The organism is Streptomyces sp. CNP082, assembly GCF_059570535.1.
In genome coordinates this window covers 1-16,383 of sequence record NZ_JCANSZ010000007.1, presented here as the reverse complement: position 1 = coordinate 16,383, position 16,383 = coordinate 1, and the positions used below count along the sequence as shown (strand labels likewise).

Sequence of the window (16,383 nt, the reverse complement as noted above, 5' to 3'; positions counted from 1 at the left end):
GGCGTTCCGGCGGCGGGCGTCGCGGGTGCACGCCGCCGCCGCTGCCATCGCTGCGCGTTATGGGAAGTTGTGATTACCGCGAACTCCCGGTTTCCGGAATCCTGACGGCTGGTACTTCCCTGGCCCTCCACGCGCGGGCCCACCGGAGCCCGCGTGCCATCGGAATCGAGGAACCTTGCGAATAACCAGATCACTCCCCACACTGGTCGCCGCCCTGCTGGCCGCCCTCACCATCGGCGGCACGGCAGTCGCCGCGGACCACACGTCCGCCCGCGGCGCCTCCGACGTCCCCGCGACGACCCAGGCCCGTACGTCCGACGGCCCGCCGTCCACGAAGATCATCGGCGGCGGCTACGCCCAGAGCGGCCCCTGGGCCGCGCGGCTGTTCTCCAACGGCCAGCAGACGTGCACCGCTTCGATCATCGCGCCGACCTGGATCCTCACCGCCAAGCACTGCGTCAGCGGCGGCGGGCTGTCCTTCCGCATCGGCAGCCTCGACCAGACCAGCGGCGGCACCCTCGCCAACGGCGTGCAGACCTACACCCACTCCTCCGACCTGGCGCTGGTCCGCCTCGACCGGTCCGTCTCCGCCACGTACGCCACGCTCGGCCAGCCCGGCTCGGTGACGGTCGGCCAGAACGTACAGGTCTACGGCTGGGGCGCGACCTCGCAGTGCGGCTCCGAGATCAACTGCCAGTCCCAGTACCTGAAGGTCGCCAACGTCACCGTCACCGGCGGCTGCAGCGACGCCTACGGCGGCAACGCCATCTGTGCCCGGCGCGGCGACGGCATCACGGCCGGCGGCGACTCCGGCGGGCCGATGATGGCGAACGGCGCCCAGGTCGGCGTCGCGTCCACCAGCGACCGGCAGACCACCACCGCGTACACGAACGTCACGCGGTACCGGGACTGGATCCAGTCCATCGCCGGTGTCTGAGGCCCCCCGGGCCGCACGGCACCTGAAGCCGGGCGGATGCACCCGGTCCGTACGCCGGCACGCCCGGACCGGGCGCATCCGTCCACACTCCGCCCACCTGCCCTGCTTGTCCCGCCTGACTGCGCGCGGGGCGGGTGGGCGGACCCACGAGCGGGGACGGCCACTTCCTCCCCGGTGTCCCCGATCCGCAGCGCTCCGCCGCGGCCAGCCCCTCCGCGGCGGAGTGCCGCTTTGTCCAACTGACAATCCCTTGCCCCGCTCCGGCCGCGGACGGAAGACTGGGCGCCATGACCGCATGGAATGACCGGTTCGACCTGAGTGATGCCCGGTGGCGCAAGACCAGCTACAGCGACGGCACGGCGACCGCCTGCCTTGAGGTCGCGGACGGCTTCCACGCCACTCTGGTCCCGGTGCGCGACAGCAAGGACCCGCACGGCCCCGCCCTGGTCTTCACCGCGGACGCCTGGGAAGCGTTCGTCGCCGGCGTCAAGTCGGGGGCCTTCGAGGCGTAGCGCACGGCCGGACGCCGGCAGCCGGCAGACAGCAGCCGGACGCTCGCAGTGGCACGCCCGCAGTCGGCAAACCACAGCCCCTCGGGCGGAGGCCGCCCGGGCTCCCGCCGGGGTAGCGTGCGTACGGTGACCGACCCCGCGCCCTCTCCTGACCTGCCCCGCACTGCCCCGCAGTCCCTCTTCCCGCCCGGCCTGCCGGTGCTCACGGAGATGCGCCGGCACGCCTCCGGACGCGCCTGGCTGGCGGGACTGCCGGAGCTGGTGGAGGAGTTGCGTACGCGCTGGTCGCTGCGGTTCGGCGCGCCGTTCAGGGGCGGAAGCTGCTCCTGGGTGGCGCCGGCGCGGCTGCCGGACGGCACCGATGCCGTGTTCAAGGTGACCTGGCCGCACCGCGAGGCCGCCGGTGAGGCCGAGGGCCTGCGGATCTGGGACGGCCGCGGCGCCGTACGCCTCCTCGCCCACGACCCCGGGCACTACGCCCTGCTCCTGGAGCGCTGCACGCCCGGCACCGAACTCGGCGCGGCCGACGGCCTGGACGCGGCACACCGGCTGCGGCTCGGCGCCGAGGTGCTGCACGAGCTGTGGAGCGCCCCGGTGCCGGAGGACTGCGGCCTCGAACGCGTCGCGGACGTGTGCGCCGAGTGGGCCGGCCTCGTCGAGGAGCGGATGGTGCGGCTGCGCCCCGGCTACGACGCGGGGCTCGTCGCCCTCGGCGCCCGGCTGCTGCGCGAACTGCCGGGCAGCGCCGCGCGCGAGGCCGTCGTACACGGCGACTTCAACCCCGGCAACGTCCTGGCCGCGGGCCGCCGCCCCTGGCTGGCCATCGACGCCAAGCCGATGACCGGTGACCGGGGCTACGACCCCTGTCCCCTGCTGGAGCAGATCGACGGCCCCTTCGCCACCGCCGACCCGCCGCGTACGGTCGCCGCCCGGCTGGCGCTGCTCGCCGGCGAGTTGGGCGAGGACGCCGGGCGGCTGGCGGCGTGGGCGGTGGCCCGGCGGGTGGAGGCGGCGCTGTGGAGCGCGGAGCACAAGGACGTCGCGGGCGGGGCGGAGGTGCTGGAGGAGGCGCGGCTGCTGGCACGGCTGGCGGGTGTGTAGGGGGTACGGGCCGGAAGCCGGCCCGCGGGCGGCGGGCCCGGGCAGCGGGCCGGAATCGGGTCCCGCCTGCGGCGACGTACCCGAACCGGCTTACGCCAGCGGTGCGTTCGGCCCGTCCGGGCGGCTGCGGCGGCCCTCCAGCACCGCGAGCGACAGCTCCGCCACCCTGGCCTCGTCGAGCCGCCGGCAGCCCTCCGCAGTGACGGTGCAGACGAGCGGGTAGATGCGGCGCGTGGCGTCGGGGCCGCCGGTGGCGCTGTCGTCCTCCGCCGCGTCGTAGAGCGCCTGCACCGCCATCGTCACGGCGTCGTCCTCGCTCATGCCCTCGCGGTACAGCTTCTTCAGCGCGCCGCGCGCGTACACCGACCCCGAGCCGGTGCCCCCGAAGCCCTTCTCCTCCGCGCGCCCGCCGGTGATGTCGTACGAGTAGATCCGCGCGGCCCCGCTGCGCGGGTCGTACCCGGCGAAGAGCGGCACGACGGCGAGGCCCTGCATGGCGGGGCCGAGGTTGTCGCGGATGAGGGTGCCCAGGCGGTTCGCCTTGCCCTCCAGGGAGAGCGGGACGGTCTCGATCTTCTCGTAGTGCTCCAGCTCCAGGCGCAGCAGGCGGACCATCTCCTCGGCCATGCCGGTGGAGCCGGCGATGCCGACGGCGGAGAACTCGTCGGCCGGGAAGACCTTCTCGAAGTCCCGGTGCGCGATCATGCCGTTGCCCAGGGTGACGCGGCGGTCGGCGGCGATCAGGACGCCGTCGGCGTAGGCGGCGGCGACGATGGTGGTGCCGTGGGGTATGTCGATCGCGGCAGCCCCCCCGGCGTACCCAGCGGCGGCTCCGGCGCCTTCGCCCGCGCCGGGGAGCCGGCGGCCGGCGGGGAGCTGCTCGGGGGCGTAGGCGGCGAGGAAGTCGACGAACGACGACGAGCCGGGGGTGAGGAATTCGGGCGGCAGTTGCTCCACGGCGGTTCCCTTCGTCGACTCTTCGATCCGGTCGGGCACCGTCCGACCCTACCCGCACGCTCCTGAGCCCAGCCGTTCACCGCGGACCGCAGCCGCGACCTGAGCTTCGCGCAGAGTTCATCTCACGTCTGCCACGTGGCCAAACCGGGCGTCGGCGGCTGCGGAACAGTCGCACCCTGCCGCACGAACAGGAGCACGATGCAGACTCCGCGATCCAGACCGTCCCGCCGGGCCAGGGCGGCGCAGACGCTCGCGCTCGCGGAGTGCGCCCGGCTGTGCACCGGATACCTGGCCGGGCTGACGGCCGGGGGTGCCGCCGACACGGCAGCCGAGGGCGCCGCTGACAAGGCCGCTGACAAGGCCGCCGACAAGCCTGCCGACAAGGACACCGCCGGCCCGCCAAGGCCGGGCGTGGGCCCGGGACCCGCCCGTACGGCCCTGGTGGCGGCGCTCGGCGAACTGCTGGGCACCGCCCCGCCGCCGCGCCGCGAGGCGGTGGACACGGAGCTGTTCGACACCCTGCTGCGGGCCGGCGACCGGGCGGTGGAGGCGGGCGGCGAACGGGAGTTGCTGCTCGCGGTGAAGCTGGCCGACACCGGCCTGGCGCTGCGCGCGAAGTCCCGCGCCGCGTGGCGGCTGCGCGCGCACGCCCTGGACGCGCTGGGCCACGCGGCGGCGGCGACGGACGCGTACGAACGGACGCTGGCGCTGGGCAGCACGCATCCGCAGACGCCGGTGCGGCTGGCGCTGGCGCGCGAGAAGCGGGAGTGCCTGGCGGCGGCGGTGGCGCTGTTCCCGGAGGACGGCGGTGTGGAGGCCGGCGCCGGGCGGGAGTTCGCCGCGGCGGTCGGCGCCGAGGCGATGCCCGCGGTCGTGCGGGACGCCTTCACCGCGTACGCCGGGGAGCAGTTGAGCCGGTACGGGGCCGGGGACGCGCGGGTGCGGGAGCTCGCCGGGCGGTACGGGACGTACTGCCGGCTCCTCGACCAGGGCCGCATGGCCGACCCGCTCCTCGCCGGCGCCCGCCCCGTCGGCGTCGCCGACTTCCGCGGCCTGGTCGCCGGGAAGAGCGTCTGCGTCGTCGTCGGGCCCGGCCGGTTCGAGGCCGCCGGCGACTACGAACTCGTCGTCCGCTGCGACGACTTCCCCGGCGGCGAGCGGGCCGATGTGCACGCCGTCGCCGATCCGGCCTGCACGTCGTGGCATCGGCCCGCCGGCGTCCGGCTGCTCTTCGCCGACCCGGGCGAGACGTGGCGGGAGGCGGTCCGCCGCGCGGTGCCCGGCGCGCAGGACGGGCTCGGCGACGCCTCGCTGCGCCGCCCGCTGCAGGACCCGGCGCTGCTCGGCGACGGCGCCTGGGGGCCGCAGACCAGCGCCGCGTTCACCGTGCTGCGGCTGCTGGACCACCTCGACGTCAGCCCGCGGCTCGACGTCCACGGCGCGGGCCGGCTGCGGCCCGAGGAGCGCCGCTGGATCGGGTCCCGGGCGAAGGACCGTACGAAGACGAGGACCGCCCTGCGATGACGCCTTCCGCCCCCCGCTCCCCCGCCGCCCCGCCGGCCGTCTCCCCCGGCGCGACCACCGACCCGGCCACGGGCCCGGCCGCCGACTCAGCCGCCGGCCCGGCCACCGGTTCGACCGCCGGCCCGGCCCCGGCCCCGCCCCGCGACGCCGCCCGCCCCGCGCCGGCCCCTGCGGCCCCCGCCTCCCGCCGCGCGCCCCGCACCGCCTTCGCCTGCCGCGTCGACGCCGCCGACCCCGGTCACGCCGCGGGGCTGCCCGCCCTGCTCCGCAGCCTCGCCCTGGCCAACCCCGGCGTCTGCGAGGACTTCCTGCTCCGCCACGACGGCCTGCCGGACGACGTGCTGGCCGCGGCCCGCCGGCTGCACCCCCGGATCGTCGAACTCCCCCTCGCCGACGGTGCCGCCGAGGACGCGTACGACAACGTCACAGAACTGCACCCCCGCTGGCTCGCCGCCGCCGACCTCGCCGTCCTGCGCGACCCGTCCGACGCGGCCCGCGCCCGCTACGACCTGACCGACGAGCAGTTCTGGCGCGCGTACTGCACGCTCCCCGCCCACCGCCAGCACCCCGAACTGCTCCTCCACTACGGCCCGCCCCTGCTCCGGCTGCGCCCCACCACCGACCTCGCCCGCCGCACCGCACTCGGGCTGCGCACGCTCGGCGCGTACGAGGAGGCCGTGGACGCGCTCTCCGCCGCCCGCCCGCGGGCCGACCAGCCGCGCTTCCACGAGACGATGGGCGCGGCACTGATGGCCGTCTCCCGCTACGACGAGGCCGAGACCCACCTCCTGCTCGCCGCCGCGGCCCCCGAGCTGGCACCGAAGGCGTTCAGCCAGCTCGCCCGGCTGGCCTGGCTGCGCGGCGACGAGGAGCGGTCGCGGGCGTACGCGCGCGAGGGCCTGGACGCCGAGCCGACCAACCGCACCTGCCGGGCGCTGCTCCACGGCGGCTACGGGCTGCCGGAGTTCGCGGGGCACCAAGGGGAGGCGTCGGTGGTCTCCACCCAGCTCGCGCACGCCGCCGCGTACGCCACCGGCCAGGAGAACGCCGGCGACAAGGTGCTGCCCGAGGCCGTCCGGCTCTGCTTCGGCCCCGATGCCTCCGCGCGCCGGTGGCACCCGGTGCCCGTGCACCGGCTCTTCGACGAGGAGGCGCTGGCGGAGGTCAACGCGCGCCGCGGCCTCGTCGTCGGCGGGGGCGGGCTGTTCCTGCCCGACACCTGGCCGAACGGCACCAGCGCGTGGCAGTGGAACGTGCCGGACGAGCTGCTGGCCCGTATCGACGTGCCGCTGGCCGTCTTCGCCGTGGGCTACAACGTCTTTCCCGGCCAGTCCTACCGCCGCAGCCGCTTCCGCGAGAGCCTCGCGGCGCTGGTGGAGCGCTCCGCGTTCTTCGGGCTGCGCAACCGCGGCTCGGTGGAGCGGGTACGGGAGCTGCTGCCGGCGCACCTGCGCGACCGGGTCGCGTACCAGCCCTGCCCCACCACCCTGATGCGGCTGCTCCAGCCCGGCTGGGACGGCGCCGCGGTCCAGCGCGCCGACACGGTGCTGGTCAACTGCGCGTACGACAGGGCGGGGATGCGCTTCGGCGGCGGCTACCCGCGGTTCCTGGACGCGATGGCGCGGGTGGTGCGCGCGCTGGGCGAGCGGGTGGAGGTGCGGGTGGCGGCGCACACGACGGCGGACGAGCAGTTCGCGCACGACCTGCGCCGGGAGCACGGGATCGCGCTGCCCGTGGAGGCGCTGTACGACCGCGGCAACGACGAGATCCGCGCCGCGTACCGCCGTACGCGGCTGGTCATCGGGATGCGCGGGCACGCGGGCATGATCCCCTTCGGGTGCGGCACGCCGGTGCTGAGCCTGGTCTCGCACCCGAAGCTCGCCTACTTCCTGGCCGACATCGACCGCCCGGAGTGGGGTGTGCGGGTGGACGACGAGCGGCTGGCGGAGGTGCTGGCGGAGCGGGCCGCGGCGGTGCTGGACGACCACGCTGCGGCGGTGGCGGACGTGCTGGACCGGCAGCGGCTGCTGTGGAAGGTGACGCAGGACAACCTGGCGGAGCTGCGGCCGGCGCTGGGCCTGGAGCGGTAGGGCCTGGAGCGGCCCCGGGAGGCGCCGTAGGCGCGCGGCGCCCGGCCCGGGTTAGATTCCCGGGATGAAGATACGCACAGGTGGCCCCGCCGACGTCCCCGCCATGCTCGCGCTGATGGACGGGGCGGTGGCGTGGCTGACGGAGCAGGGGCGGACCGGCCAGTGGGGCACGGAGCCGTTCTCGGGGCTGCCGGAGCGGGTGGCGCAGCTGGAGGCGTACGCCCGGGACTTCCTGGTACGGGTCGCGGAGACGCCGCAGGGCGGGGTCGCGGGGGTGAGCGTGCTCGCCGGGGAGCCGCAGGAGTTCGTACCGGCGGCCGGGGAGCCGGAGGTGTACGTCCGGCTGCTGGTCACGGACCGGGCGCTGCGCGGCGCGGGGGTGGGCGCGGCGCTGGTGGCGGACGCACGGGCGGAGGCGGCACGCCAGGGGGTGGGGCTGCTGCGGGTGGACTGCTACGGCGGCGGGGACGGCGCGCTGGCGGCGCAGTACGAGCGGCTGGGATTCACGCCGAGCGGGACGTTCGAGGTGGCGCGTCCCGGGCGGCCGGTGTGGCCGGGAAGGGTGCTGGAGATCCGGCTCTGAGGGGTCACTTCCACTTGCTGTGCCCCGGGCGGAACAGACATTCGGTGCCGACTTGGGAAACTTGTTCGAGGTCGTGTTGAAGAAGGGACCCATGGGTCAGTACCGTGCGTGTGCGTGGATGCAAACGAGCGAATCCGGGCGAGTTTTGCCCGAGTTGAACGCAGAGCCGATCATGTGGCCAAATATTTCTATTCGCATCTGTTTGCCCGCAATCCGGGGGTCCGCGAGCTCTTCCCCGCGGACATGTCCGAGCAGCGCGACCGCCTCTTCGCCGCCCTCACTCTCGTCGTGCAGCGCCTCGACGACCCGGATCTGCCGCGCTACCTGGCGACGCTGGGACGCGACCACCGCAAGTTCGACGCCCGCCCCGAGCACTACGCGGCGGTCGGCGAGAGCCTGATCGCCGCCCTGCGCTTCGGGCTGCCGAACACCTGGGACGAGGAGACCGAGCAGGCGTGGCTCGGCGCGTACAAGATCCTCTCCGAGGCGATGATCGGCGGCAGCGAGGAGGCGGAGAAGCAGCAGACGCCGCGCTGGTGGGACTGCCGGGTCGTCGCCCGCCACCGGGCCGCCCCGGGGGTCACGGTCCTCACCCTCCTCCCGGACCGGACGCTGCCGTACGCCGCGGGGCAGTTCGTCAGCGTCTCCGCGCCGCAGGTGCCGCGGGTGTGGCGCCCGTACTCCATCGGCTGCGCCGCGCGCGCCGACCGCACGCTGGACCTGCACGTCAGCCGGGTCGACGGCGGCCTGCTGAGCCCGTTTCTGGTGGATCGGATCACCCCGAACGACACCCTCCGCCTCGGCGCCCCGGCAGGCACGGCGGTCCTCCCGAAGCACGCGGGCCAGCCGGTGACCTTCATCGCGGCGGGCACGGGCTGGTCCCCGGTACGGGCACTGCTGGAGGACATGGTCCGCCGCTGGACGCCCACTACGGCCCGGCTGTTCCTGGTGGCCCGCAGCCGGGAGCACATCTACGACCCGGAGGCCGTCGAGGCGCTGCGCAAGCACCACTCGTGGGTGGACGTCACGGTGATCACACCGGAGCGCATGGAGCGCCAGGGCGCGGCGGCCCGCCGCCTGGAGACGGCCCTCGCGGCACACACGGACTGGCCGGAGCACCGGGTGTACGTGTCGGGCCCGGCGCAGTTCATCACGGACACCCGGGAGTTGCTGCGGGGGTTCGGAACGCCGCCGGAACAGATCGCGTACGACCATGTGCCGTCCCCGGAACGGTCGAAGCGGGACCCGGGGCACGCGGGGTGGTTCCTGCAGCCGTCGGAGCCGCAGTGGATCAACCCGGCGGACCGCTGAGGGCGGGGCATATTCCGGGGGTACGTGCGACTTCACCACTGCCAACTGTCGGCAGTGAGGAGGGAAGGCGCCGCAGGAACCCGGCCGCGGGTGACGGGCGGGACCCGGAGGACGACGGAAGCGGGGGTACGAAATCAGCCGGGGCGGCCCCGGCGCGGGGCGGACCTGCGAGACGTGCCACCGGCCGTCCGGGGGCCGGGTACGGGGGTGAGCGCACGCCACGGGGACAAACTCCGGGTAACCCCCAAGCCAAACACGCACAAACCACCCACGCGACCCGACTGTTGCCCAACGAGACGCACCCCACCGCACACCGACGCCGCCATACGGCACCTGGGTGGTGGGTACTGGCCCCTGCCGACGACCGCAGCGGAGCTGCTGCGGTCGACGATCACCGCCGTCCAGGCCCATACGGGTGAACGCGACGACCGCCGTGGGACTCTCCCGCCCGACGCCCAGGCCCCCGCCCTGCACGCCCCGCCACCCGATCGGGCCGTCCCGGGTGTCCCGGGGCCCGGGTGGCGCCGAGGATGACCCCACCGGGGACTTCTCCACAGGAGGCGCGTGTGACGGGCAGCGACGGCGACGGCGGAGAGGACAGCGCCATGGGCGACGAGGTCTACCAGCCCAACGCCTCCGGCGCGCCCGATGACGGGGCGCAGGACGACGAGGGGCTGCTGCCGCCCGAGGACACCCTCGACGGGTACGTCGACCCTCTGGACGAGGGGTACTCCCCGCCCGAGCGGCCCCGGGGCGTCGAGCACACCGGTGTCACCGCCGGCGAGCAGCGCCGCGGCGAGTCGCTGGACGAGCGGCTCGCCGAGGAGGTCCCCGATCTGCCCGTCTTCCCCGACGACGACGGCGTCGGGGACATGGCCGACAGCGACGGTGAGCTGATCGACGCCGAGGTCGGCGACCTCCGGGCCGGGCGCCTCGTCGCGCCGGACGAGGGCGCGCACGAGGACGAGGAGAAGGACATGGTCGCCAAGGACGCGGGCATCAACGGCGCCGCCGCCTCCGCGGAGGAGGCCGCCGTCCACGTCGTCGACGAGGAGGAGGAGGACCGCTCGCTCGACGATCTCCCTTGAGAACGGGCGCCGAACCGCGTCCGCAGCCGCAGCCCCGCAGCCGCAGCCACGTCCCGTAGCCCCAGTCACGTAGCCCCAGTCACGCAACCGCAGTCACGCAACCGCAGCCCCGTACCGCAACGGCCGCCCCCGCCTCACTCCGGGTGCGTCACCAGCACCTCCACCCCGTCCGCCTGCAGCGCGTCCAGGTCCGCCGGCGGGATGCCCGAGTCGACGATGACCAGGTCGAACGCCGTCACCGGGGCGAGCTGGTACAGGCCCCTGCGGTGGAACTTCGTGTGGTCGACCAGGAGGATCTTGCGGGCGCAGGCTTCCATCAGCGCGCGTTTGACCGCGACCGTCTCCTGCGACTGGTGGTAGCAGTGGCCGCGGGTGATCGCCGTCGTGGAGGCGAAAAGGGTGTCGGCGTAGAGGCTGGTGACCGCGTCGACCGTGCGCAGGCCGAGGAAGGCGTCGTACGCGGGGTAGTACGTGCCGCCCAGGGAGATCAGCTCGATGCCGGGGCTGCCGGCGAGGACCTGGGTGACCGGGACGAAGTTGGTGATGACGGTCAGCGGGGCCTGCTGGGTGAGCAGGCGGGTCAGGGCCAGGGCCGTGGTGCTGTCGTCGATGATGATCGACTGGCCGGACTTGACCAGCGGCAGCGCGGCGCGGGCCAGGGCGTTCTTCTCCGCCGTCATCGCCTGGGTGCGGTGGCGTACGTCGCCGTGGAAGGCGGTCGAGGGCTGGGCGGTGGCGCCGCCGCGGACCTTGCGGAGCCAGCCTCTGCTCTGCAGGTGGTCGAGGTCCCGGCGGATGGTCATGGGGGTCACGCCGAGTTCGTCGGCCAACTGCTCGATGCGGACGAACCCTTCGTCCACGACGCGGCCTTTGATCTGTTCTCTACGCTCCCGCGGCTTTCGCCCGCTCATGTCGGCCGGCTGCCGGGTCTCTGCCCCCATGGAAACTCCTGTTCTCTTTCTGTGAAGTGAACATTCCCGCGTCCGGTTGCTACGCGCTACTCAGCGCGGCGTACGAAGCGGATGGCGACGCGACTGCCTGCGCTGCCATAGCCCCCCACCGCATCAGCCATCGACTCGATGTTAGCCGCCCCTGATCGACCGAACACACAAAGGGGTGCATAGCCGGGGTCCATTGTTCATTTTCTGAGGCCCGTTGACACGAATGAAACATCCGAGTTTCGTGTGCGTCGCCTTCCAAGCGCCCAGCGCCTCCAGCGCCAGCGCCCCCAGCGCCCACGGGCAAGGACACGAGCAAGGAGTGGAACATGAGAAGACTGGCCAGTTTTGCTCTCGCCGGCATCCTCGCCACCGGCGCACTGACCGCGTGCGCCGAGGAACCCGGCGGTTCGGGTGACGACGGCGAGGGCGGCGGCACCGGGGCCGGCAAGGTCGCGTTCCTCATGCCTGACCTGGCCTCCACGCGCTACGAGCAGTACGACGCCCCGCTGTTCAAGAAGCGCATGGGCGAACTCTGCGACGAGTGCAAGGTCATCTACCAGAACGCCGACAGCGACGCCGCCCTCCAGCAGCAGCAGGCCAACTCCGCCATGGCGCAGGGCGCCAAGGTCATCGTCCTGGACCCGGTCGACTCCGAGTCGGCGGCGACCATCGTGCAGACCGCGCAGTCGCAGGGCGTCAAGGTCATCGCGTACGACCGGCCGATCCCCACCAAGCCCGCCGACTTCTACGTCTCGTTCGACAACGAGGCGATCGGCCAGTCCATCGGCCAGTCGCTCGTCGACCACCTCGACAAGGAGTCCGCCAAGGGCGGCATCCTCCAGGTCAACGGCTCGCCGACGGACGCCGCCGCCGGGCTGATCAAGAAGGGCATCCACAAGGCCGTCGACGACAGCGGCTACAAGCTGCTCGCCGAGTACGACACACCCGACTGGTCGCCGGAGAAGGCCCAGCAGTGGGTGAGCGGCCAGATCTCCCAGTACTCCGGCCAGATCGCCGGTGTGGTCGCGGCCAACGACGGTACCGGCGGCGGTTCGATCGCCGCGTTCAAGGCGGCCGAGGCCCAGGTCCCGCCGGTGACCGGCAACGACGCGGAGCTTGCGGCCGTTCAGCGGATCATCGCGGGCGACCAGTACAACACCATCTCCAAGCCGATCAAGACCGTCGCGGAGGCCGCCGCCGAGGTCACGTACGCCTTCATGGAGGGCGAGAAGCCGAAGCCCGACACCCAGCTCTTCGACACGCCGTCCCAGCTCTTCCAGCCGACTGTCGTGACGCAGGAGAACCTCAAGGAGGTCATCTTCGGCCCCGACGGCGTGCTTGAGGTCGACAAGGTCTGCACCCGCGAATACGCCAAGGACTGCGACAGCCTCGGGATCAGCTGACCGGTACGCGGCACCTGGCCACCCGGTCTCCCACCCGCTTCCCACCCCGCGAAACGAAAGGAAAAGGGTCACGATGACAGCCCCCGCCGCCCCGGCCGCGCCCACCGTGCTGTCCCTGCGCGGCGTCAGCAAGCAGTTCGGCGCCGTCGCCGCGCTCACCGGCATCGACCTCGACGTGGCCGCCGGCGAGGTGGTGGCCGTCGTCGGCGACAACGGCGCCGGCAAGTCCACGCTGGTGAAGATCCTGTCGGGGGTCTACACCCCCGACGGGGGCACCATCTCCTTCCACGACCGGGAGGTCTCGCTCGGCTCCCCGGCCGACGCGCAGGCCATCGGCATCGCCACCGTCTTCCAGGACCTGGCGCTGTGCGAGAACCTCGACGTCAAGGCGAACCTCTTCCTCGGCCAGGAGCTGCGGCCCTGGATGCTGGACGAGGTCACCATGGAGACCCGCTCCTGGGAGCTGCTGCGCGAGCTGTCGGCCCGTATCCCCACCCTCGACGTGCCGGTGGCCGCCCTCTCCGGCGGCCAGCGGCAGACGGTGGCGATCACCCGGGCGCTGCTGGGCAGGCCCGAGGTCATCCTCCTCGACGAGCCGACCGCCGCGCTCGGCGTGGCGCAGACGGCCGAGGTGCTGAACCTCATCGAGCGGCTGAAGGGCAACGGCCTCGGCGTCGTCATGATCAGCCACAACATGGACGACGTACGGGCCGTCGCCGACCGGGTGGCGGTGCTCCGCCTCGGCCGCAACAACGGCGTCTTCGACGCCCGCACCGTCACCTCGGAGCAGGTCGTGGCCGCGATCACCGGCGCGGTGGACAACGTGGTCGCGCAGCGCGCCGCCCGCGTAGCCGCAGCCGGCGAGGCGCGGACGGACGCGGCTGTGCGAAAGGAGCAGGAACTGCCGTGACATCCCTGGACACTCCGCTGGGCAAGACCGCCGACCGGCAGGACGAGCGGCTGACGACGCCCCAGGGCATCGGCGACAGCGTGCGCGCCGCCGTCCGCCGCACCCGCGACGGCGACCTCGGCATGCTGCCCGTCGTCGGCGGCATCGTGGTCATCTGGACGATCTTCCAGGCGCTGAACCAGACCTTCCTGTCCAGCACCAACCTGGTGAACCTGGCCTTCGAGATGGTGCCGCTCGGCGTCATCGCCCTGGGCATCGTCTGCGTGCTGCTGGTCGGCCAGATCGACCTGTCGGTCGGCTCGGTCAGCGGCGTCTCGGCCGCGGCCACCGCCGTGGTCATGGTCAAGCACGAGCAGCCGCTGGTGTGGGCCCTGGCCGTCGCGATCGCCGGCGGCTGCGCGATCGGCTGGCTCTACGGCCAGATACTCAACCGCTTCGGCGTGCCCAGCTTCGTCGTCACCCTGGGCGGGCTGCTGGCCTTCCTGGGTGTGCAGTTGTGGCTGCTGCGCGACCAGAACGCCATCAACATCCCGTTCGACTCGCCGCTGGTGAAGTTCGCGCAGGTGTGGTTCGTCCCCGAGGCGCTGGCCTACGTCTTCGCGGTCGCGGCGGCCGGCGGGTTCCTCGCCGTGGGCTGGGTACGGGCCCGCAGCCGGCGCCGCGCCGGGCTGTCGTCGGCGTCGATGCAGTGGCTCGGGCTGCAGGCCGGACTGCTGGCCGCGGCGCTGCTGTTCACGGTCTACTACCTGAACCGCACCCGCGGCGTCCCCTGGATGTTCATGCTCTTCGTCAGCCTGGTGCTGATGGTGCACTACGTCCTCACCAAGACGAAGCTCGGCCGGTCCCTGTACGCGGTGGGCGGCAACGCGGAGGCGGCCCGCCGGGCCGGCATCAACGTCCGGGCCGTCTACACCTCCGCGTTCGTCATGTGCTCCGCACTGGCGGCGACCGGCGGCGTGCTGGCCGCGGCGCGGCTGGCGGCGGCGAACCAGTCGACTGGCACCGCGGACGTCAACCTCAACGCCATCGCCGCCGCGGTCATCGGCGGCACCAGCCTCTTCGGCGGCCGGGGTTCGGCGTTCGCGGCGCTGCTGGGCGTGCTGGTCATCCAGTCGATCTCCAGCGGTCTGACGCTGCTCAACCTGGACTCCTCGTACCGCTTCATCATCACGGGCCTGGTGCTGCTCGTCGCCGTGGCCCTGGACTCCGCGGCCCGCCGGTCGCGGCAGGCACACGGAAGGGGCTGACGGCATGGGGACCGAGGACAGGACCGCCATCGCGATCGACGCCGGCACCACCGTCGTCAAGGTCGTCGGCTACGGCCCGGACGGCGAGGAGCTGACGACCGCCCGGCGCCCGACCCGGGTGACGCGGCCCCGGCCGGGCTGGGCCGAGCAGGACATGGCCGTCGTGTGGGACGCGGTGGCCTCCGCCGTCCGGGAGGTGGTCCAGGCGCTGCCCGCGCCGCCCGCGTTCGTCGCGGTGACCGGGCAGGGCGACGGGGCCTGGCTGGTCGGCGCCGACGGCGAGCCCACCGGTCCCGCGGTGCTGTGGAACGACGGCCGCGCCGCCGGCATCGTCGGCGGCTGGGAGCGGGACGGGACCGTGGACGAGGCGTTCCGCATCTGCGGCTCGCGGCTGTCCACCGGCATGCCGAACGCCGTGCTGGCGTGGCTGCGCGCGCACGACCCGGACCGTATCGCCCGCTCCCGGCACCTGCTGACCTGCGGCGGCTGGCTGTTCTACAAGCTCACCGGGCAGGCGGCGGTGGACGAGTCGGAGGCCGCGGCGCCGTTCCTGGACATCGCCGAACGCACCGTCTCGGACCGGCTGTTCGAGCTGTACGGGCTTGAGTGGGCCCGCGACCTGCTGCCGCCGCTGCGCGACGACGACCACCGCGTCACCGCGCTGGACGCCGCCGCCGGCGCCGAGACCGGGCTGCCGGAGGGCATCCCGGTGGTGCTGGCGCCGTACGACATCTGCGCCACGGCGATCGGATCCGGCGCGGTCAGCGCGGGCCGCGCGTGCACCATCCTCGGCACCACGCTCTCCACCGAGATCGTCACCGACGCTCCCCCCGCTGCGGGCCCGGACGGCAGCGCCGCCGGCGACCCCGTGGGCATCACCGTCCCGCTCGGCGTCCCCGGCCACTACCTGCGCGCCTTCCCCACCATGAGTGGCGGCGACATGCTCGACTGGGGCGCGAAGCTGCTCGGTCTTGCCTCGGCCGCCGAGTTGATGGAGCTGGCCGAGCGCGGCTCGGAGCACACCGCCGGGGTGCGGTTCATGCCGTACCTCTCCCCCGCGGGCGAGCGCGCGCCGTTCTTCGACCCGGCCGCCCGCGGCTCGCTGACCGGCCTGTCGCTGGACAGCGGCCGGGAGGACGTGGCCCGCGCGGTGGTGGAGGGGGTCACCCTGGCCATCCGCGACTGCCTCGCCGCCTCCCCGGCCGAGCCGGGCCTGCTGACCCTCAGCGGCGGCGGCACCCGCAGCGCGTTCTGGATGCGGCTGATCTCCGACGTCACGGGCGTGCCCGTGGCGATCCCCGCGGACACCGAGATCGGCGCCCGCGGCGCGTGGCTGAGCGGCGCCGTGGCCACCGGCCGGGAGCCGGATTTCGCGACGGCGGCGGCCCACCAGGTGCGTATCGCCGCGTCGTACGAACCGGACCCGGCCCGCGCCGCCGACGGCCGCTACGCCGAGTTCCTGCGCCTGCGCGAGCTGCACCGGCCGGTGTGGGCGCTGGGCCAGGAGCGTACGGCTGACGGGGCCGGCGCATGAGTAGCCCTGTGTCAAGCCGCGTTCGGTTGATCTTGGTTGAGGAGGGTCTGGAGGGCTCTGTGCCGGGTGGGGTCGTAGGCGACGCCGTCTTGCCAGCAGTGCCAGATCACGAACAGCCAGGCGCGGGCGAGGATGCGGACGGCGTGTGGGTGGTCGTGTCCGCGGGTTCGGGCGCGGTTGTAGAGGCTGGCGGCCCAGGGGTTGGCGTGGCGGGAGTCTGCGGCGAAGTCGCAGACGGCGTCGCG

General features: G+C 73.7%; 15 protein-coding genes. 12 read left to right on the top strand and 3 right to left on the bottom strand.

Annotated features, from left to right (window positions below; genetic code table 11):
• Window positions 1–175: 175 nt before the first annotated feature.
• From B124_RS08410 to B124_RS08400, 3 genes are all read left to right on the top strand, one after another.
• Entirely contained in the window at window positions 176–937 is a 762-nt protein-coding gene (locus B124_RS08410) for a S1 family peptidase (RefSeq protein ID WP_496502065.1), read from the top strand.
• Between the two features lie 287 nt (window positions 938–1,224).
• A complete protein-coding gene (locus B124_RS08405; protein ID WP_496502064.1) occupies window positions 1,225–1,449 on the top strand; it encodes a DUF397 domain-containing protein in 225 nt (74 codons plus the stop codon).
• A 210-nt stretch (window positions 1,450–1,659) separates the two neighbouring features.
• Window positions 1,660–2,550, top strand: a complete 891-nt coding sequence (locus B124_RS08400) for an aminoglycoside phosphotransferase family protein (protein ID WP_496502275.1) — start codon at window positions 1,660–1,662, stop codon at window positions 2,548–2,550.
• A 90-nt stretch (window positions 2,551–2,640) separates the two neighbouring features.
• Here the strand turns inward: B124_RS08400 and prcB are convergent, their stop codons facing one another.
• A complete protein-coding gene (prcB, locus tag B124_RS08395) occupies window positions 2,641–3,534 on the bottom strand; it encodes a proteasome subunit beta (protein ID WP_496502274.1) in 894 nt (297 codons plus the stop codon).
• 171 nt (window positions 3,535–3,705) lie between these two features.
• On the opposite strand from prcB, the gene B124_RS08390 reads away from it, so the two are divergent.
• From B124_RS08390 to B124_RS08370, 5 genes are all read left to right on the top strand, one after another.
• The gene (locus tag B124_RS08390) at window positions 3,706–5,031 is read left to right on the top strand and encodes a tetratricopeptide repeat protein (RefSeq protein ID WP_496502063.1); all 1,326 of its coding nucleotides are present in this window, start codon (window positions 3,706–3,708) and stop codon (window positions 5,029–5,031) included.
• Window positions 5,028–7,121, top strand: coding sequence for a polysaccharide pyruvyl transferase family protein (locus tag B124_RS08385; protein ID WP_496502062.1), 2,094 nt, complete (start codon window positions 5,028–5,030; stop codon window positions 7,119–7,121). Before B124_RS08390 ends, B124_RS08385 begins: the two co-directional genes overlap by 4 nt.
• A gap of 127 nt (window positions 7,122–7,248) precedes the next feature.
• Window positions 7,249–7,704: a GNAT family N-acetyltransferase gene (locus tag B124_RS08380; protein WP_496502273.1), complete on the top strand. Its 456-nt coding sequence runs from the start codon at window positions 7,249–7,251 to the stop codon at window positions 7,702–7,704.
• A gap of 108 nt (window positions 7,705–7,812) precedes the next feature.
• Entirely contained in the window at window positions 7,813–9,015 is a 1,203-nt protein-coding gene (locus tag B124_RS08375) for a globin domain-containing protein (protein ID WP_496502061.1), read from the top strand.
• 605 nt (window positions 9,016–9,620) lie between these two features.
• The gene (locus tag B124_RS08370) at window positions 9,621–10,103 is read left to right on the top strand and encodes a DUF5709 domain-containing protein (RefSeq protein WP_496502272.1); all 483 of its coding nucleotides are present in this window, start codon (window positions 9,621–9,623) and stop codon (window positions 10,101–10,103) included.
• Between the two features lie 134 nt (window positions 10,104–10,237).
• Here B124_RS08370 and B124_RS08365 read toward each other — a convergent pair whose 3' ends face one another.
• The gene (locus B124_RS08365) at window positions 10,238–11,014 is read right to left on the bottom strand and encodes a DeoR/GlpR family DNA-binding transcription regulator (RefSeq protein WP_496502271.1); all 777 of its coding nucleotides are present in this window, start codon (window positions 11,012–11,014) and stop codon (window positions 10,238–10,240) included.
• Between the two features lie 356 nt (window positions 11,015–11,370).
• Between B124_RS08365 and B124_RS08360 the strand changes: the two genes are divergently transcribed.
• The 4 genes from B124_RS08360 (at window position 11,371) to B124_RS08345 (ending at window position 16,138) form a co-directional block, all read left to right on the top strand.
• Window positions 11,371–12,447: an ABC transporter substrate-binding protein gene (locus tag B124_RS08360; protein ID WP_496502060.1), complete on the top strand. Its 1,077-nt coding sequence runs from the start codon at window positions 11,371–11,373 to the stop codon at window positions 12,445–12,447.
• A gap of 73 nt (window positions 12,448–12,520) precedes the next feature.
• Entirely contained in the window at window positions 12,521–13,357 is an 837-nt protein-coding gene (locus tag B124_RS08355; protein WP_496502059.1) for an ATP-binding cassette domain-containing protein, read from the top strand.
• Window positions 13,354–14,604, top strand: a complete 1,251-nt coding sequence (locus B124_RS08350; RefSeq protein ID WP_496502058.1) for a sugar ABC transporter permease — start codon at window positions 13,354–13,356, stop codon at window positions 14,602–14,604. Before B124_RS08355 ends, B124_RS08350 begins: the two co-directional genes overlap by 4 nt.
• A 4-nt stretch (window positions 14,605–14,608) precedes the next feature.
• On the top strand, window positions 14,609–16,138 hold the full coding sequence (locus B124_RS08345; protein WP_496502057.1) for an FGGY family carbohydrate kinase: 1,530 nt from the start codon (window positions 14,609–14,611) through the stop codon (window positions 16,136–16,138).
• Window positions 16,139–16,149: 11 nt separating this feature from the next.
• Here B124_RS08345 and B124_RS08340 read toward each other — a convergent pair.
• Window positions 16,150–16,383, bottom strand: a 234-nt coding sequence (locus B124_RS08340) for a hypothetical protein (protein WP_496502056.1), incomplete at its 5' end; no start/stop codon positions are given.